This is a genomic window from Paenisporosarcina sp. P4_B8 (assembly GCF_056402175.1).
The window spans coordinates 23636-41783 of the sequence record NZ_JBFUHX010000020.1; the positions used below are offsets into that span (position 1 = coordinate 23636).

The 18148-nt window shown below is 38.3% G+C and carries 15 protein-coding genes; 4 read left to right on the forward strand and 11 right to left on the reverse strand.

The annotated features are described in order from the left end of the window. The first annotated feature begins 22 nt into the window (after nt 1-22). The gene (locus tag AC1DSK_RS15235) at nt 23-1630 is read left to right on the forward strand and encodes an ABC-F family ATP-binding cassette domain-containing protein (protein WP_016427300.1); all 1608 of its coding nucleotides are present in this window, start codon (nt 23-25) and stop codon (nt 1628-1630) included. 39 nt (nt 1631-1669) lie between these two features. On the opposite strand, the gene AC1DSK_RS15240 is transcribed toward AC1DSK_RS15235, so the two are convergent. Then, nucleotides 1670-2155, reverse strand: a complete 486-nt coding sequence (locus AC1DSK_RS15240; RefSeq protein WP_477547595.1) for a YkvA family protein — start codon at nt 2153-2155, stop codon at nt 1670-1672. A 107-nt stretch (nt 2156-2262) separates the two neighbouring features. Between AC1DSK_RS15240 and AC1DSK_RS15245 the strand changes: the two genes are divergently transcribed. Next, on the forward strand, nt 2263-2928 hold the full coding sequence (locus AC1DSK_RS15245) for a hypothetical protein (protein WP_477547596.1): 666 nt from the start codon (nt 2263-2265) through the stop codon (nt 2926-2928). A gap of 171 nt (nt 2929-3099) precedes the next feature. Here the strand turns inward: AC1DSK_RS15245 and AC1DSK_RS15250 are convergent, their stop codons facing one another. Together AC1DSK_RS15250 and AC1DSK_RS15255 are read right to left on the reverse strand one after the other, a co-directional pair. Then, nucleotides 3100-3300, reverse strand: a complete 201-nt coding sequence (locus AC1DSK_RS15250) for a cold-shock protein (protein WP_016427303.1) — start codon at nt 3298-3300, stop codon at nt 3100-3102. Nucleotides 3301-3515: 215 nt separating this feature from the next. Continuing rightward, nucleotides 3516-3809, reverse strand: a complete 294-nt coding sequence (locus AC1DSK_RS15255; RefSeq protein WP_477547597.1) for a DUF1033 family protein — start codon at nt 3807-3809, stop codon at nt 3516-3518. Nucleotides 3810-4042: 233 nt separating this feature from the next. On the opposite strand from AC1DSK_RS15255, the gene AC1DSK_RS15260 reads away from it, so the two are divergent. Together AC1DSK_RS15260 and AC1DSK_RS15265 are read left to right on the forward strand one after the other, a co-directional pair. After that, nucleotides 4043-4717, forward strand: coding sequence for a 5-bromo-4-chloroindolyl phosphate hydrolysis family protein (locus AC1DSK_RS15260; RefSeq protein WP_477547598.1), 675 nt, complete (start codon nt 4043-4045; stop codon nt 4715-4717). Then, nucleotides 4692-5876 carry a toxic anion resistance protein gene (locus tag AC1DSK_RS15265; protein ID WP_477547599.1) on the forward strand — a complete coding sequence of 395 codons (1185 nt, stop codon included), beginning with the start codon at nt 4692-4694 and terminating at the stop codon, nt 5874-5876. The genes AC1DSK_RS15260 and AC1DSK_RS15265 overlap by 26 nt, the downstream gene beginning before the upstream one ends. A 21-nt stretch (nt 5877-5897) precedes the next feature. Here the strand turns inward: AC1DSK_RS15265 and AC1DSK_RS15270 are convergent, their stop codons facing one another. The 8 genes from AC1DSK_RS15270 to AC1DSK_RS15305 form a co-directional block, all read right to left on the reverse strand. Then, nucleotides 5898-7790, reverse strand: coding sequence for a vWA domain-containing protein (locus AC1DSK_RS15270; RefSeq protein WP_477598353.1), 1893 nt, complete (start codon nt 7788-7790; stop codon nt 5898-5900). 10 nt (nt 7791-7800) lie between these two features. Beyond that, nucleotides 7801-8670 carry an AAA family ATPase gene (locus tag AC1DSK_RS15275; protein ID WP_477547601.1) on the reverse strand — a complete coding sequence of 290 codons (870 nt, stop codon included), beginning with the start codon at nt 8668-8670 and terminating at the stop codon, nt 7801-7803. 459 nt (nt 8671-9129) lie between these two features. Next, nucleotides 9130-9327 carry a DUF6501 family protein gene (locus tag AC1DSK_RS15280; protein ID WP_016427309.1) on the reverse strand — a complete coding sequence of 66 codons (198 nt, stop codon included), beginning with the start codon at nt 9325-9327 and terminating at the stop codon, nt 9130-9132. 319 nt (nt 9328-9646) lie between these two features. Continuing rightward, on the reverse strand, nt 9647-10909 hold the full coding sequence (gene odhB, locus AC1DSK_RS15285; protein WP_477547602.1) for a 2-oxoglutarate dehydrogenase complex dihydrolipoyllysine-residue succinyltransferase: 1263 nt from the start codon (nt 10907-10909) through the stop codon (nt 9647-9649). A 28-nt stretch (nt 10910-10937) separates the two neighbouring features. Continuing rightward, nucleotides 10938-13733: a 2-oxoglutarate dehydrogenase E1 component gene (locus tag AC1DSK_RS15290; RefSeq protein WP_477547603.1), complete on the reverse strand. Its 2796-nt coding sequence runs from the start codon at nt 13731-13733 to the stop codon at nt 10938-10940. Nucleotides 13734-13963: 230 nt separating this feature from the next. Further along, nucleotides 13964-15370: a HAMP domain-containing sensor histidine kinase gene (locus tag AC1DSK_RS15295; protein ID WP_477547604.1), complete on the reverse strand. Its 1407-nt coding sequence runs from the start codon at nt 15368-15370 to the stop codon at nt 13964-13966. Beyond that, nucleotides 15367-16041: a response regulator transcription factor gene (locus AC1DSK_RS15300; RefSeq protein WP_477547605.1), complete on the reverse strand. Its 675-nt coding sequence runs from the start codon at nt 16039-16041 to the stop codon at nt 15367-15369. The genes AC1DSK_RS15295 and AC1DSK_RS15300 overlap by 4 nt, the downstream gene beginning before the upstream one ends. Before the next feature lie 63 nt (nt 16042-16104). Next, the gene (locus tag AC1DSK_RS15305) at nt 16105-18135 is read right to left on the reverse strand and encodes a PAS domain S-box protein (RefSeq protein ID WP_477547606.1); all 2031 of its coding nucleotides are present in this window, start codon (nt 18133-18135) and stop codon (nt 16105-16107) included. Between the last annotated feature and the right edge of the window lie 13 nt (nt 18136-18148).

Below are 18148 nucleotides of genomic sequence, written 5' to 3' on the forward strand. Positions count from 1 at the left end.
TGAAAAATAAGGAGGTTCAAACATGATTGCTGTAAGTAATGTAAGTTTACGCTTCGGAGATCGTAAGCTTTTCGAAGACGTCAATATAAAATTCAACCCAGGTAACTGTTACGGATTAATCGGTGCTAACGGTGCAGGAAAATCAACTTTTATTAAAATCTTATCAGGTGACATTGATACACAAGAAGGTAATGTCATCATGAACCCGAACGAACGTATGGCTGTCCTAAAACAAAATCACTTTGAATATGAAGAGTATCCTGTTTTGGAAACAGTTATGATGGGTCATAAACGTTTGTATGAAGTCATGAATGAAAAGAATGCCATCTATATGAAAGAAGATTTCTCTGATGAAGATGGCATGCGTGCTGCTGAACTTGAAGGTGAGTTTGCTGACATGAACGGATGGGAAGCAGAATCTGAAGCGGCTATCCTTCTTCAAGGTTTGGGAATTGGTGAAGAATTCCACACGAAAAAAATGGCAGATTTAACTGGTTCTGAAAAAGTGAAAGTTCTACTGGCACAAGCTCTATTCGGCAAACCAGATGTACTTTTACTCGATGAGCCTACTAACCATCTGGACTTAAAAGCGATTCAATGGTTGGAAGAATTCCTAATCAACTTTGAAAATACTGTTATCGTCGTTTCCCATGACCGTCACTTCCTTAATAAAGTTTGTACACATATTGCCGATCTTGATTTCGGTAAAATTCAAGTGTATGTAGGAAACTATGATTTCTGGTATGAGTCAAGCCAATTGGCACTTAAAATGTCTCAAGATCAGAACAGTAAAAAAGAAGAGAAAATCAAAGAACTTCAAGCGTTCATTGCACGATTTAGTGCCAATGCCTCGAAGTCTAAGCAAGCTACTTCTCGTAAAAAAATGTTGGATAAAATCGAATTGGACGATATCCGACCTTCATCACGTAAGTATCCATATGTAAACTTCCAAATGGGCCGTGACATCGGAAATGATGTATTGTCCGTTCAAGATATTACAATGGAACATGAAGGCCAAACATTATTTAAAAACATTCATTTCTCTGTAAATAAAGATGACAAAATCATCTTGATTGGTGATCCAATTGCAAAATCTTCTTTACTACGTGTATTGGCTGAAGAAGTGCAACCTGTTGAAGGTTCAATTCGTTGGGGTGTCACAACTACTCGTTCATACTTCCCTATCGACTACAGTGAATACTTCACTGGAAAAGAAAATTCTTTAGTTGATTGGTTACGCCAATATTCTCCAGATGACGAAAGCGAAACTTTCTTACGAGGGTTCCTTGGACGTATGTTGTTCTCTGGCGAAGAAGTAAAGAAAAAACCTGCTGTACTATCAGGTGGAGAAAAAGTTCGTTGTATGCTTTCTAAAATGATGTTAGCTAACGCTAACGTTTTGCTGTTGGATGAACCGACTAACCACTTAGACTTGGAATCAATTCAAGCACTGAACAATGGATTAATTGCTTTCAAAGGCGCAATGATTTTCACTTCTCATGATCATCAGTTCATTCAAACAATTGCTAATCGTGTAATTGAAATCATGCCTGATGGATCAATTTTGGATAAACAATTATCATTTGATGAATTTTTAGAGTGGAAAGAAGCACAAGGAATTAAATCATAATACAGAAAAAAGTGCGAAGGATTTTCTCCTTCGCACTTTTTAATTTGATTTTTTTATAAATCGACCAAGTAATGATCGTGCAGGTAATTTACCGAGCAGTCCATCGCTGGTTTCGGAAATTTTTTTCAAGGCATCCAGTAACTTTTGATCACCAACCCAGTGCTCTTCCAGTATTTCAGGAGAAAATTTATTCAATAGTAAATTTACAACGAACGTGGCCACTATGATGTCATCAATAAATCCACCTGGCCCAATCAAACCTTCAGGTATTACATCAATTGGTGCAATAAAATACAAAATACCACTTCCGATTAAAGCTTTGCTTTTCCCATCAATGCGTTGATCCAGCATGGATTTTGTGAGCAAATGAAACAAATCAGGTGCAAATAATAAATACGGTGCAAATTTACTCGCACTACCTGCGCGTGTTGCTAAAAATGTGGTAATTTTTTCGCGTAATTTTTCATAAAAGTCCTGTTGTTTTCTTGGTGTCGGCAGTTCATGTTTCAGTTCATATTGTGTCATGATCATTCTCCTTCCATACAAGTTACTATACCAAAAAAACAGAAGGATGAAACGTTTCGACCCTTTCAAACGTCTACTGTATAAATTACTTAGAGGAGGTCCATGATATGTCAGCAATCAAATATTCCATAGTTTTGCTGTTAATGCTCCTATTAAGTGCTTGTAGTGAAAAATCTACAGATGACTCCCCTATTGACACCGGTACTCCATCAGAAGAAATTCGAGAAGAAGTTCCTCAGACCGAAGATTCTGCTGAAGAAAAAATCGATCTAAAACGATATTTTATGAAGGATGGAACTGTTGCAAAATATTTAGGTGACGGCAACGAATATGCCAGTTATCAGGCACGCACTCAATGGCACAATGATGATACAGTATCAATTTATGAGGATAACGGTGGCACAGTCGTAATCCGCACTTATCGAATTACAGAGGATTCGATTCATTTAATTAAAGAGCAGGGTGAGTATTATGAAACATACTCTCCTACCGATGAAGAACTGCAGTCGCTGCCTATCATTTCCACAATTCTTCAAACACCTATTGAAACAGGAATAACGTTTGATGAATGGACAATCGTAAGTATTGACCAAACACTTGAAACTCCATATAAAACGTTTGATGAAGTCATTGTGTTAGAGAAAACGGACGAAAGTGGTGCGGTCCAACGTAAATATTTTGTGCAAGATTTCGGTGAAATCAAACGGGAATTTATCATGCAGGAAAACGATGCAGAATTCAGCGTGACTTCTACGCTTGAGTCTGTAGACTGATTCATGCTGGATTTTATATAAGACTTTGTTAAATGGTATGGTTGTTTATCGTACATTTGTCCGCGGAAAGGGCACAGATTCCATTTTTAGACATCACTGTGAAAGTTAACAAAGCCATATAAAAAAAAGAAGAGGCAATCCGATTTCGGAAGCCTCTTTTACATTGTTAAATTAAACTTTAGTTACATTAGCAGCTTGTGGTCCGCGGTTGCCATCGACAACTTCGAACTCAACTTTTTGGCCTTCATCAAGTGTCTTGAAGCCATCTCCTTGGATTGCTGAGAAATGAACGAACACATCGTTTTCTCCCTCAATTTCAATGAAACCGAAACCTTTTTCTGAATTGAACCATTTTACTGTACCTTGTTTCATGAACAAAACCTCCAAAAAAATAAAGTTAACAATCGTGATTATTTGTTGTAAACCTAAAAAACCACACATTCAACAGTACCAGCAAACGCCAATCACTACTGAAAATATGTGAGTTCAGGTCTCCGGTAAAACAATTTCAATTGTTAAGAATATTATATCATTTGCCCAACATCTGTCAATTTTATTCTTTGTATTTTCATAGCTTTTTATGTCATTTACATTTGTTTAGGAATCCCATTAATGAGCCACAAAACGCCATGATACACTTGTAAATCATCATCACACGCTTCGCAAAATTCCTGTTCGTCTTCTGTCCAGAAAGCCCAACAAGCTCCTTTTTCACTCGCTTCATTTGGATAAGATTTCCTGAGTTTTTCAAGCAGTGAATTCAAATAAATACTCGCTTCTGCTTCATTCACAAACACCTTTTTTTCAATGATGGTTGCTTCCCAACCTGAGAACATCCACCATGGTTCGTAACCAGCTTTCATATAAATGATTTCATTCATGATTAATCCATCCTTTTCTTTCAATCCTTAATCCCATTTTAGCAAACGATTTTCTAACGTCTAGTCATTCGCTCGTTTCTCTTTTCACCCTTTCATTCTTCTATAAACCTTATAACAATTCGAAATGATTGATAACTGGATAAAATTAATATAAGTTTAGTCATAACAAGGATGAAACCTTTTGTCGCGCCAACCGTATGTAATAGATAAGAACTCTTAAGGAGGGTTTCAACATGATCGATATAAAATATTTTATAACTCGACAATTTCTCGGTTTCCCTATATTTATAGGTAGCTGGATCGCATTTCAGTCAGGATTAAATTTAAACTTCATGCTTTCTGGCTTATTGGCGATTGGAACATATGCTGTCTCCAATCAAGTAATCAAAGTCGTTCAATCAAGGTTGATTGTATCCAAATATGGTTTAACCTTTGCTGAATATCGACATATCAGAATGCAATTAAAAGAAGCGAAAACTAAACTTAATCAATTAAATGGATACTTCCTGAAAGTTCGCTCCATAAGAGCATTTAAACAACTTTTTGAAATGAATCGTTTGGCGAAGCGTATTTTTCAAATTGTCAAAACCAATCCAAAAAAGTTTTATCAAGTAGAGCCATTTTTCTATGCACATCTGGACACTGCAGTGGAACTCACTTCTAAATATACTTTACTCGTTTCACAACCAGTTAAGGCAGCAGATGTTCAAATAGCCCTTCAGGACACACGGGAAACTTTGCTGGAACTTAATCAGGTAATGGAACAAGACCTCCGACAAGTGTTATCTTCCGATATTGAACATTTAAAAATGGAACTAGATTTCGCCAAAATCTCACTGAAGAATCATGCATCACCTTTACTATTGAAAGGAGAAACACCAGATGACCCAAAATCCATCGACTTCTAACCAAACGAAAACTATAGATGATTTACTTCATTCACCTTTTGATATGCAACCTCAAAAGATGGCACAAGATCCTATCAACGAGAAGCTTCCAGTAAAGATTTTGGATCGATTGTCCGAAGAAGAAAAGCAAAAAGCATTGGCTCTTGCTACTCAAATACCTGCTGGAAATTATGAAGCCATTCTCACCTATGGAGCCAATGCACAAACGGAATTGTCTTCGTTTTCTCACCAGATGTTGGATCATGTGCAAAAGAAAGATATCGGTCCTGTAGGCGATATTTTGAAAGACCTGATGGACAAGCTCGGGCAATTAAACCCTGAAGAACTATCTAACCAAAAAAAGTCTGGAATTAAACGGTTATTCGGCAAAGTCTCCCGTTCTGTTCAGGAATTAATGACAAAATATCAAAAACTGAGCACTCAAATCGATCGAATCGGCATCCAACTCGAACACTCCAAACGTGGCCTGATTGAAGATGTTCAAATGCTTGATAAATTGTACGACCAAAATAAAGCGTATTTTCAAGCATTGAATATTTATATTGCAGCGGCTGAAATCAAACGGGATGAAATTCTAAATGAAACCATCCCTGCCCTGCGTCAAAAAGCGGAAGCTTCTTCTGACCAAATGGCTTATCAGGAAGTCAATGATATGGCTCAATTTTTAGATCGTCTAGAAAAGCGTCTATATGATTTACAACTTTCTCGTCAAATCACGATTCAAAGCGCTCCGCAGATCCGAATGATCCAACAAACAAATCAGACGTTAGCCGAGAAAATTCAATCATCTGTTATGACGTCCATTCCATTATGGAAAAATCAGATTGCCATTGCTTTGACACTTAACCGTCAAATGAAAGCTGTAGAAGCTCAAAAACAAGTAACCAAAACAACAAATGATTTATTACTGAAAAACTCAGAAATGTTGAAAATCAACAGTCTTGAAACCGCTAAAGAAAACGAACGCGGCATCGTAGAAATTGAGACGTTGAAACAAACGCAGGAAAACTTGCTGCAAACGATTGAAGAAACACTGCGTATTCAGGCTGATGGTCGCGTGAAGCGTAAAGCGGCTGAAGTAGAAATTGCACGTATGGAAGAACAATTGAAACAGAGATTGTTAATCGTACATCAAGAACAAGAAAACCGTCCTCGCTAATGAGGACGGTTTTTTATTGTGTCACTTTACTACGAGATATAACATTCGTCGCAACAGTCTTAATGTCTGTGTTGTGAACTCATCGACATTTCTGGCAGTTGCGGTTCTTGGCCCGAACATCATTTGAAATAATTGCATTTGTTCTTCCACAGGTTGCTCTGCACTTAAATACAAATGAAGCATATGAATCCCTTTTTTCTCGATTTCAATGACTGCTTCTGCTGTATCGACTATACCATTTGCGGCGTATCCATAAGCCGAAGGTTCTCCATCGGAAAAAAGCAAAAGAAATTTATGCTTCTCAGAGCGTTTCTGAAGTCTTTCCGCCATCCAGCGAATAGCCAAGCCATCCCGATTATCTTCGTGCGCTTCAAGCGATAGAATTTCAGCTGCATGATCCTTCAAACCATCCTCGACTTGATGACAAAACAAAAATGAATTAGGTTGATTTRGTTCTGAGGCTTCATAAGCATCTTCATAATAGGAAACTATATCATGCCGAATGCCTAAATCCCGCAACACATCATGAAATAAAAGTACGGCTTTTTTCGTATCTTCCATTTTATCAATCATTGAAGCTGAGCTATCTACCAATAGGCCAAAAACCGCATCCAAAGGTAACGATGGATTATTTTTTTTATAGAATGGTTTTGGACGCTGTTCAGTTAACAATGAGGTTAAGTTCGGCATTAACCTACCTTTTGATAAATTTGTCCGTTTACTCTCAAGCTTTTGATCAATCCGTTTTCGCATTTCTTTTGTAAAAGCTTTCACAAACGGCTTTTGTTCTGCACGAATGGTTAAAATTTTGCCTTTCATCGAAGAAACTTCTTGAAGATCTATTCTTTTTTCCTCAATTGTCACGAATTGATGCTCATCACCGAATCGCTTGCCTGATTGTTTCGAGTATTTCTTTTCAGCACTACCATCTATTGTGGCATCTTGTTTCGATTTTTTATTGGTATTTGAAAAACCGACTCCTTCGCTTTGAATTTCATTGGAATCTTCCCCTTCTTCAAATCGACCATTGTCTGTCTTCCCTTTATTTCCTTTTGATAAATCAAATTCTAAATGCGGCCCAGCCTGTTTCTCACTTTCACGATGCCACGACCTGAACATTTCTTCAATGGATTCCTTTGCAGTTTGATCGTTCGAATTTTGCTGATCGATTTCACGCTGACCCTTAGTTTCAAAAGCAGGTTCCATTAAGTTTTCATGTAGTGTCATGAACGTATGAGTCAAGTCCTTAGTCGACTCTTCTTCCAAGACATAGAGAATCTCCAGACAGATTTTGCAACAGTCAGCTGTTGATTTTGCATCGTAAATAAATTGCCATTTTGCAAGAACTCGTTGGTAGTAGTCAGGATAATCTCCTGTTAACGCTGTGGCTTGCGAACCTTTACGAAGTGCTATATACAAATAATTAAACAGACTATCACTGATAAACCCTTTGTTGAAATTGACACTCATTTGCTGTTCATGGTAGGTCGTATAGACATCTTCCCTTACAGTAAATGCCTTGTCGGTACCGGGACGTTCTTGTCGGATCAAGTTGGAAAGTCTGAATTCTTCAGCACTCAAAGCGAGCTGCAAAGCAAATTCTTTTAGTGGAAAGTGCTCGACTTCTTTCTTGTATCGATCCCATGAAGGAAGATCGAAATGACTCCAAAAACCAGCTGTCAGTAAATACAAATCGGACAGTTGTCCATTCTGCACAATATCAGGTTCCCGATGTTGCCAAAAATGGCTCATTGAAATGGCGCCTTCTTTCGGACGGAATTCCATTAATTTACGAACGGTCAATGTTAAATATGGTGCACGGCTTAATGCTCTCGCTAAATGTTCCAATTGAATCATTCGTCTTGCATTTACCGTTTCATTGTTAAATTGAATAAATCGATTTACTGATGACAATTAACATCCCTCATTTCACCCAAGTATTCGCGAGTTCCATGACTAATTCTTTTTCACTATCATCATCTAACTTCTCCGCAATGGCATAACGGATTGCACGAAGTGGATCGATGTGTTGAGCAAGCTCCGTCGCATCAAGTAAACTGCGAATGGAAGCAGCTTCTTCACTTAATAAACCATTTTGAACTTGAATGAACATATCTTCAGAGAGATGAAGCATAGTTTTTATCAGGTTATGTGATGCTTGAGGATATTCACGAACGAATAATTCACGAAGGGGTTCACCGGTTAAATACGGGATGGCAAAAGAAATAAAACGATTTTTCAACGCTTCATTTAAAGGTGAAGTTCCGATGTATCCCTCATTTATTGCGGCTATTACGGTAAAGTCTTTGTGTGCTTTCAATACTTCACCAGTATAAGGATTTGTCAGCATACGTCGGTGATCCAGGACACTATGCAGAATTGGCAAAGTTTCAGGTTTCGCCATATTAATTTCATCTATATATAAAATATGTCCGTATCTCATCGCCTGAATTACGGGACCTTCTACAAAATCAATATTAGTTTGTCCATTAGCCTGCACCAACGTTTTAAAGCCAAGAAGTGCTTCTGCATCCAAGTCAACAGAACAGTTGATACTGTGCATCGGTTGAGCGAAATACGATGAAATTGACTCAGCTAATTTCGTTTTCCCAGATCCTGAAGGTCCTTTCAGTAAAACGTTTTTTTGTAGTACAACACTCAGTAAAAGATCCTCCCATAAATGCGGTAAAGGTGACATATACCCACCTTGTCCGATCAATGTTGAATGATCTTCTGAATGTGTTCTCTGTTTCCGAGAAGTTTGTGATTGTAAAACCAGTGATTGTGCATCCAATTATTATTCCTCCTAAAGAAAAGCGTACGGCTCACCTCTTTATAAACTAAGCTCTGTCCTACTTTTTCTATTGGTTATCGTACATTTGCGGTAGCCACATGTTCCTCTTGAGCCAAAAATGAATCCACAAAGTTTCTCGCATTGCACTTTGCGACGAGTAACCGCAGGAGCACGACGTGGCGTTTTTAACCTTCATTCCTTTGCATGCTAGCCGCAAATACACTCATACGATTGTTATTTATTATTAACATTGTTTTACAGATATTTAATGTCATTAACCTAATGGGAATAAGCGCAACTCCTACGGAAAAACGGGCTGGCGAGACCGCACAGTGAGGCACGAGCGAGGAGGCTCGTCTGTTCTTCCCCGAAAAGGACGTAGATTCCCAATTTTTTATATAAATCAATTGCAAAAGTTAGCATAGCTAAAAACAAAAAAACCGATGAAAGATTCATCGGTTATTCAAAATATTCTTTATAAAAGCCACCGATGTGACCACTATTATCTACAACGAAAATGAACTCTTCTGTTTCATTTTTCACTTCATATGATTTTCCGACAGTCAGTACATTCGATACAGAGAATTTTGCTGCGTTTGTATGAACGCAAGTGACTGTTTTAAGTGTAGGTGTCTCTTTCCAAACATTATGTAACATAATTCATCTCCTCAATTCTTACTCTCTCTAGTATAAGCAAGCATTTAAAGATTATCAACAATCCATCTATCATAAATCTTTTCGACCTTGCTCTAAAAAGAATGTTATGGCTATGTAGACAGTTTTGTGTTCCAGGTAGACAGAATGGCTATCCAGGTTGACAGTTTTTCATTCCAGGTAGACAGAATCGCACTCCCGGTTGCACAAAATCAGTTTTCCTGTTGTAAATTGATTGAAACTACCTGTTTCTTCCTCCCAATTGCACAAATCGAAACAAAAAAGCAGCTTCGCATAAGTGTGCGAAGCTGCTTCCTATTTCTTAAGACTCCAACAACAAGTCTTCTGGGTTTTCGATTAATTCTTTAACAGTTTTAAGGAATCCAACTGAGTCTTTTCCATCGATTACGCGGTGATCATAAGATAGCGCAACGTACATCATCGGACGGATTTGAACTTCGTCACCGATAGCTACTGGGCGTTTTTGGATTGTATGCATTCCAAGAATACCTACTTGAGTACCGTTCAAAATTGGCGTAGACATTAGAGAACCGAATACTCCACCATTTGTGATAGTGAATGATCCACCTGTCATATCAGAAATTTGAAGCTTCTTGTCACGAGCTTTTTTAGCTAACTCGCCGATTGTCGCTTCGATTTCTGCGAAGTTTTTACGGTCTGTATCGCGAACGATTGGTACAACTAATCCTTCTTCAGTTGATACCGCAATACCTACATCATAGAACTGTTTCAATAGGATTTCGTCCCCATCAAGCTCTGCGTTAACATAAGGATACTTCTTAAGCGCAGAAGTAACGGCTTTTGTGAAGAATGACATGAATCCTAAACGGACATCATGATCTTCAAAGAATTTATCTTTCTTGCGAGAACGTAAAGCCATAACATTTGTCATGTCGATTTCGTTGAAAGTAGTCAACATAGCAGTTGATTGCTTAACTTCCAACAAGCGGTTAGCGATTGTTTGACGGCGACGAGACATTTTCTCGCGTTTCACACGGCTATCGTCTGCTTTTGGTGCAGCAGCTGCTTTTGGAGCCGTTGGTGCTGGTGCAGCTGGTGCTTGTTTAGGAGCATTTGAGTGTGCTTCCACGTCTTGTACGCGAACGCGACCCATTGGATCTACAGTTGAAACTGCTTGTAAATCAATTCCTTTTTCACGAGCAAGTTTACGTGCAGCTGGACTTGCAATTGTGCGGTCTGTTGAAGAAGATTCTTCTTTAGCAACTGGTGCCGCTTGTTGTTTAGGAGCTGCTTCAACATCTTTTACTGGTGCGTCAGCTTCTGCAGGATCAGCTTCAACCGGGCTCTTAGTCGTGCTACCAGAACCTGAACCTTCACCAACAACAGCAATCACTTGGCCAACTTCGACTGTATCGCCTTCAGCAAAAAGTAGTTCCTGGACTACTCCTGCTTCTTCTGAAATGACTTCAACGTTTACTTTATCTGTTTCAAGCTCAACGATGAATTCACCTTTTTCAACTGTATCGCCTGGTTGTTTCAACCATTGTGCGATTGTTCCTTCTGTAATTGACTCTGCTAATTCGGGTACTTTAATTTCTGCCACTATATTTTCCTCCTCTAATCAATACGTTCTAAAGTGAAACCGCTTCTTCAATAATGCGGGATTGTTCTGTTTTATGTGTTTCACCATCGCCCTCAGCTGGACTTGAACGTTTAACACGTCCAATATATCTAACACTCTTCGTTCCAGCTAAATCACGTAAGTATGGATCTGCAAATGTCCAAGAGCCCATGTTTTGTGGTTCTTCTTGTACCCAAGCGATTTCTTTCGCATTTGGATAACGTTCAACAATTGCTTGAATTTTTTCAGAAGGGAATGGATATAATTGTTCAACTTTAATCAAGTGAAGATGGTCGAAATCTTTGCCATCTTTTACTTTATCAGCTAAATCAATCGCCATTTTCCCACTTGCCAATAAAATTCTTTCCACTTTATCTGTTTGCTCACCAAGACCTCGTTGTTCCAGCACAGTGTCAAACTGGCCAGTTGTAAGATCTGCTACTTCAGCACCCACAAGTGGATGACGAAGCAATGATTTAGGCGAAACAATAATTAAAGGTCTCATCGTTTCTTCTCCAAGCATTTTCGCTTGTCGACGTAAAATATGGAAATAGTTCGCAGCACTTGATAGATTTGCAACTGTCCAGTTATTTTCTCCTGCCATTTGTAAATAACGCTCTAATCGAGCACTTGAATGCTCTGGGCCTTGACCTTCATACGCATGTGGAAGTAACATGACCAATCCGGATTTTTGACCCCATTTTGAACGGCTAGCAGAGATAAATTGATCAAACATAACTTGCGCCATGTTTGCGAAATCCCCGTATTGTGCTTCCCAAATGACTAATGCTTTTTCGTTTTCTAAGTTATATCCAAATTCATAACCGACAACCGCTGCTTCAGTCAATGGACTGTTGTATACCACAAATGATGCTTTTGCATCCGAAATATGGTGTAAAGGAACAAGTTCTGCTCCAGTTTTTTCATCGTGTAAAACAAGATGTCTGTGTGCAAAAGTTCCACGCTGAGCATCTTGACCAGTCAATCGAATCGGATTACCTTCTTGGATAATCGAACCAAATGCTAATGTTTCTGCATGCGCCCAATCGATTTTCCCTTTTCCTTTAAAAGGTTCTTCACGACGTTTAAGAATTTTTTCAAGTTTCTTAAATGCCGAGAATTCTGAAGGCCATGATAATAATTCAGCATTCATTTTTACAAGTGTTTCTTCTTTCACACCTGTAGGAACTTCCGGATATCCATTCAATACAACTTCAGGGATGACAATATCCTGATGTACCGCTTCAGGCACTTCTCTTACACGATCATAAGCAGCTTGCATTGTTTTTTGAACGTCAGTAGCAAGTTTTTTTACATCTGTATCTGCCACAACTTTATCAGCAACCAATTGCTTGCCGTATAGTTCACGTACAGTTGGATGTTTGTGAATAGCATGATACATTGTTGGGTTTGTTACCAACGGCTCATCCATTTCATTGTGACCGAAACGACGGTAACCGATTAAATCGATTAGGATGTCTTTACCGAACTGTTCACGATATTCAAATGCCAGACGTGCGACTGCAATTACTGCTTCAACATCGTCAGCATTAACATGGACAACCGGTACTTCGTATCCCTTGGCAGGGTCAGAAGAATAATGAGTTGAACGTGAATCGTAATATTCTGTTGTGAAACCAATCATGTTGTTGGCAATGATATGAATTGATCCACCAGTTTGGAATCCACGAATGCGGCTATAGTTTAACGTTTCCGTTACGATACCTTGACCTGGGAATGCTGCATCTCCATGAATCAACACGGAATAAGCTGCTTTTGGATTTTGTACAGGTACACCTGTTTTAGTCGTTGATTCTTGCGCTGCGCGAGTTTGTCCAGTAACGATTGGACTAACTACTTCCAAGTGAGAAGGATTATAAGCAAGTTTTACTTTTAGACCAGATTTAGCAGTATGCGTTGCACCCATGTGGTATTTCACATCGCCAAACCAGCCAGTCGTAATTTTCAATGAATCATCTTTTGGCAAGAAAGATTCATTTGGAACGTGTGCAAAATCTGCAAACATCATGTCGTATGGCTTATTAATAATGTGTGTTAAGACATTTAAGCGTCCACGATGAGCCATACCGATTAGAATTTGTTCCGTTTGATGTTTTTCGGATTGTCGAACTAATTCATCAAGCAAGACGACTAAGGTATCCAAGCCTTCAATCGAAAATCGTTTAGCACCGACAAAAGTACGATGTATGAATTTTTCAAATCCTTCTATTTCCGAAAGACGTTTAAGCAACGCTTGACGTTCTTCAGTCGATAAAGTTAATTTCAAAGAAGAAGATTCGATTTTTGATTGAATCCACTGACGTTCTTGTGGATTGATAATATGAGCGAACTCAAATGCAATCTTATCCGTATAGAAAGATTTCAAATGCTCAATTGCTTGCAAGCCATTTTGAATATCTTTTGGAGCATTTTTCATTAATAAAGAAGCTGGGATTTCGATAAGATCAGCATCTGTCAATCCATATGAAGAAGGATCCAATCTTGTTGAATCTTTTGGTCGATCATTTAACGGATAAATATCCGCAGCTAAATGACCATGTGCGCGAATAGCGTCAGCTAATTGTACAGCTGCCAATACTTTGCCTACATGGTTCGGATCAACTTGCCCAGCTGCAGAAAAATCGACAAGATTTTCATCTGTAGATGGAGCCCCATACTGTTTAAAAAGTTCACCTAGTTCTGCGTCAACAGATTCTGGTGATTGCATGAACGTATCGTACATTTCCAATACATAACCTAAATTCGGACCAGAAAGTTTAGTCCATGGTGACCCGTTTTTTGACATTTAGAAAACCCTCCAACTTTTGCCAAGCGGCATTTCCTATTTCTATTTAATAATCTACATTATTTTATCACGTTAGTTCTTGATATCAAAGGAATCGAACGCAATGCAAACGGCAGAACATTTTTTCCATTTCAATCTTACTACTCTCATAGGAAAATACAATGCTTTTTAGTAAATTAAGCAAACTTTTTCGTTAAGTCGAAATAACCCGTCATTTAGACAAGGATTCATCATTCTATTAGAGGAAGAACGAGTGAAAAAGTTGAGCCTTTTCCTAGTTCGCTTTTTACGGTTATAGATCCTCTCGCATTTTCCACAAGCATCTTTACAATACTTAATCCTAAACCGCTCCCTCCTAAATCACGGGAACGGGCCGTATCGACCCGATAAAATCGGTCGAATATTTTTGTCCCATGCTGTGGGTCTATACCAATCCCCTGATCTTGTACATGAACTATAATGTATTTTGTCTTGCGTTCATATGAGATATGAACTTGAGCAGGCTCTGTACTATACCGGATTGCATTGATTAACAAATTTCGCATAATTTGTTGGTAAGCATTTGAGGAAATGAGTACATGCAATGACCGATCAATGGGGATTTCATGTTCAATGTATGCCGTTGGATAAACTTGATTTAGTTCTTCTATCACTTCTTCGGTATGCTCGAGAATATTTGTTGGTGGTTGATCTTTCATTTGTTCCCCACGCGCAAGTTCCAACATTTCATCAATCAACGTTTTCATTTGATGTACTTCTCGTAATGATATGCCCAGTGACTCTTCCAGAATTTCCGGGTCTTCTTTTCCCCACCGGTTCAATAAGGATAAATGCCCTTCCACTACTTGGATGGGAGTGCGTAATTCATGAGAAGCATCTGCCATGAACTGCTGCTGCTGTTCAAAAGAATACTTCAATTTGGCCATCATGCTTTCATAGACAATGATTAACTCGCCAATTTCATCTTTTGCGTCGTAGGAAATCGTTAATTCTTTTTCAAAACCATGAGCAACTACGTCATCCATGGTCATTTTCAAATCCTTGAGTGGCTTTAATAAGTAAGAAGCAAGAAGGTACCCGATCCACCCAGACAACAGCAAAGCGCATACACTGAATAACAGCATCGCAGTCAAAATGTACGTCTTAGTGGATTGAAATGACTTTAACGGATGCTCAAGTTGTATATACCCTTTAAATCGGCCGAGTCTAACGTTCCCGATTGCAGAAATAGATGAATTATCATATTTATTGAGCGCATAACCTTCTACAGGAACATCGATATCTTTAAATGCTTTGAAAGTAGATGTGTTATTGATTTGAAGCAATTCAATTCCATCAGCATTCAACAATCTCACGGTCTGATCTTTATCGACAATTGATGTCATTAACCCTGTATTGGACTGAATGTCCTGAACGGTCAAAAAAGGACCTTGAGATTCAAAAAATGCCGTTAAATCCTGCATCGTTCGATTCACTTCTTGTTCTTCCTGTTGATACAACCAACCTTTTAATGCCACATATAAGATAATGCTCATAGTAGCAAAACTTAAAAAGATTACTGTTGCAGAACTGATTGCCCATTTTTTCTTCAACGATTGAGAAGCGATTGTCTGATTCAACTTTTTCCACACATTCATTCACGCATCACATACCCGACTCCTCTGACCGTTTCGATATAGCTGGTTACCTGCTGTGGTAACTTGGAGCGTAAATGACGAATATAAACATCCACAACATTCGTTTCGATATCGGCTAAATATCCCCATACATTTTCTAGAATCAAATCTCTTGTTACCACACGATTTTTTTGTTGCATCAAATAAACCAATAAATCATATTCAGTTTTGGTCAGTTCAATATTTTGTTCGGCGACTTCTACGGTATGGGCATCCGTGTCGACAATAATGTCTTTGAATTGCAGGAGCGCGGTCTCATGATTTAACTTGCTGGCTCTTCTTAAAACCGAGCGTATACGAGCTAGTAATTCTTCAATCGCAAACGGTTTAACAATATAATCATCCGCACCCGCATCTAGCCCAGCTACACGGTCAATTACAGCATCCCGAGCTGTAATTAACAATATAGGTATTTGAGAAAATGAACGGATGCGCCGGCATACTTCAATTCCGTTCAGTTCCGGTAGCATTACATCCAGCAGGACAACGTCAAAATCATGCGTTTTGGCTGCCTCCAAACCTTCTCTTCCAGATATAACATGGACAACATCAAAATTCTCATGTCGCAACTCGAGCTCGATAAAACGAGCAATGTTTTTTTCATCTTCAACTAGTAGGACGCGGCTGTTCATCATCTTACCCTCTTCCATATTTTCAAAAGAACCGCTCCAATTATCGGACCGGTTCCCTAAGATTTATTCTGAAAAATAAAGGAATTGATTTTTCCCCATACCTTTCACCTCGTATAAAGCTTTATCCGCTTTTTTCAACAATTCATCAATAGTGTTTCCACTTTCAGGGTAGTAGACAATACCGATTGAAGTTGTAGGATGAAATGCCTGTTGTTTTATAAACCATCCTTTTTTCAAGGACGACTTGATGTTATGTATGATCTGATTGGTTAGTTCTATACGTTTATCCATTTCCATACACACATCTGTTAATACAATAATGAACTCATCTCCACCAATTCGTGCAACCAAGTCCTGTTGACGTACATTCTTTAATAAAGCTTCTCCAAACTTCCGAATGAATTCATCACCAACATCATGCCCGTAAGAGTCATTGATCGATTTGAAATCATCTCCATCCAAATAAAGGACGGCAATCGAAGTTTTATTACATTCAGCACTATGGACTAATTTAGGAAATGCTTTCATTAAAAAACTACGATTGGGTAATTGCGTAAGGCTATCATGATAGGCCATAAACGTAAGATGTTCCTCAAGATTTTTACGTTCCGTAATATCTCTGGATACTATGACGTGTTGTAGTTTATCTTGATGTTCACGATTTTTCACCGCAACTATCGAGGTTTCAGTCCAAAGTTTAGATTTGTCTTTTCGGACGAACTGCAATTCCAGACGAATTTCATCATCCTCATTTACTCGTTTTGTAATGTCATCGTCCCAAGTATCCTGAAATGGGTTCGGCAACATATCACTAAACTTCTTGTTTGCCATATCTTCTTTGGAATAACCCAAAATACGACAGTGAGAAGGAGAAGTATATAAAATGTAGCCATTTTCATCCGTAATCGCGATTAAGTCGTTTGTATTTTCAGTAATCAGATTAAACGTTTTTTCAATTGATTGAAGTTCAATCATCACATTCTTTTTTTCAGTAATATCAAATTGAATGATTAATACATTTTCAATGTTTTGCTGTTTATTATATAGCGGAATAACCGTTGTATCTCCCCAGTAAAACGTACCATCTACTGCTCGGTACCGAAGTTCGCCGCGCCAAATTTTATCTTTAAAAACATCTCGCCACATGCGTTTCAATTGGAAGTCATTGTACTGATCTACCTGTAAAACCGTGATATGTTTATCTTTGATGTCTTTTCTCGCATAACCTGAAATATCTTCGAACAATTCATTAACATATTCAATGTAACCCTTTCGATTGGTCATTAAGACCATGGCTGCCTTACTGATGGCACGTTTATAGCTCTCCAAAACATGTCTAGTATTACGCAGGCTTTCTTTTAAGACCACTTCGTCTGTAACTTCCTGAAGCAAAATATACATCGCTACATTTTCTCCGTTTTTCATAATCGGAGAGTAACTGACTAAGAATGTCCCTTTGTCTCCTGTCGATTTCATTCGTTTTACAAGTACTGAAGATTTTCCTTCGCCACGTAAATTGGAATAAAAGTGATGTTCCACTGAACTGCGTTCTTTGATAGGAACGAAAGGCAAGTTAAGGAAATGTTTACCTCGCCATTCCTTGAGTCGATAGCCAAACACTTCTTCGAATTTAGGGTTCATATCGAAAATCTTGCCTTCATTTGTTACAACAATGGTCGGATCTACATTCATATTCAGGAGTGATTGCATAAATAAATATTTTTCTTCAATTTCTTTCTGAATCGATACTTCCTTTGTAATCGCCAGTATATATGTACCTGAATCCGTGATTATTGGCTTTACAATTGTCTCATTAACCAACTCTAAATCTGAAAACAAAAAGAAATCTTGATAAGTTATGACTTTAATTTCATTAATGGCTTGCATGTAGTGCGTCTGAATTGATTCACAATGGGAAGCGGATACCATTTCTTGCAATTTTGATTGAATTGGGTTTTCTTTGAAAATGAGTCTAGCACTATGATTGACAAATAAGTATTCAAACGAGTCTTCCTTTTGAATTAAAAAGAACACTAAATCTGTAGAATCGCCATATAATAAATCAAACTGTGCTTGAGTGAAAAAATATTCCATTACATTTCATCTC

What these genes read in the sequence shown, in the direction of transcription:
- AC1DSK_RS15250 (WP_016427303.1), bottom strand. Translation starts at nt 3,300, where the DNA reads ATGAAACAAGGTACAGTAAAATGGTTCAATTCAGAAAAAGGTTTCGGT.
- AC1DSK_RS15235 (WP_016427300.1), top strand. Translation starts at nt 23, where the DNA reads ATGATTGCTGTAAGTAATGTAAGTTTACGCTTCGGAGATCGTAAGCTT.
- AC1DSK_RS15265 (WP_477547599.1), top strand. Translation starts at nt 4,692, where the DNA reads ATGACCCAAAATCCATCGACTTCTAACCAAACGAAAACTATAGATGAT.
- AC1DSK_RS15255 (WP_477547597.1), bottom strand. Translation starts at nt 3,809, where the DNA reads ATGAATGAAATCATTTATATGAAAGCTGGTTACGAACCATGGTGGATG.
- AC1DSK_RS15240 (WP_477547595.1), bottom strand. Translation starts at nt 2,155, where the DNA reads ATGACACAATATGAACTGAAACATGAACTGCCGACACCAAGAAAACAA.
- AC1DSK_RS15300 (WP_477547605.1), bottom strand. Translation starts at nt 16,041, where the DNA reads ATGAACAGCCGCGTCCTACTAGTTGAAGATGAAAAAAACATTGCTCGT.
- AC1DSK_RS15260 (WP_477547598.1), top strand. Translation starts at nt 4,043, where the DNA reads ATGATCGATATAAAATATTTTATAACTCGACAATTTCTCGGTTTCCCT.
- AC1DSK_RS15290 (WP_477547603.1), bottom strand. Translation starts at nt 13,733, where the DNA reads ATGTCAAAAAACGGGTCACCATGGACTAAACTTTCTGGTCCGAATTTA.
- AC1DSK_RS15305 (WP_477547606.1), bottom strand. Translation starts at nt 18,135, where the DNA reads ATGGAATATTTTTTCACTCAAGCACAGTTTGATTTATTATATGGCGAT.
- AC1DSK_RS15245 (WP_477547596.1), top strand. Translation starts at nt 2,263, where the DNA reads ATGTCAGCAATCAAATATTCCATAGTTTTGCTGTTAATGCTCCTATTA.
- AC1DSK_RS15280 (WP_016427309.1), bottom strand. Translation starts at nt 9,327, where the DNA reads ATGTTACATAATGTTTGGAAAGAGACACCTACACTTAAAACAGTCACT.
- AC1DSK_RS15295 (WP_477547604.1), bottom strand. Translation starts at nt 15,370, where the DNA reads ATGAATGTGTGGAAAAAGTTGAATCAGACAATCGCTTCTCAATCGTTG.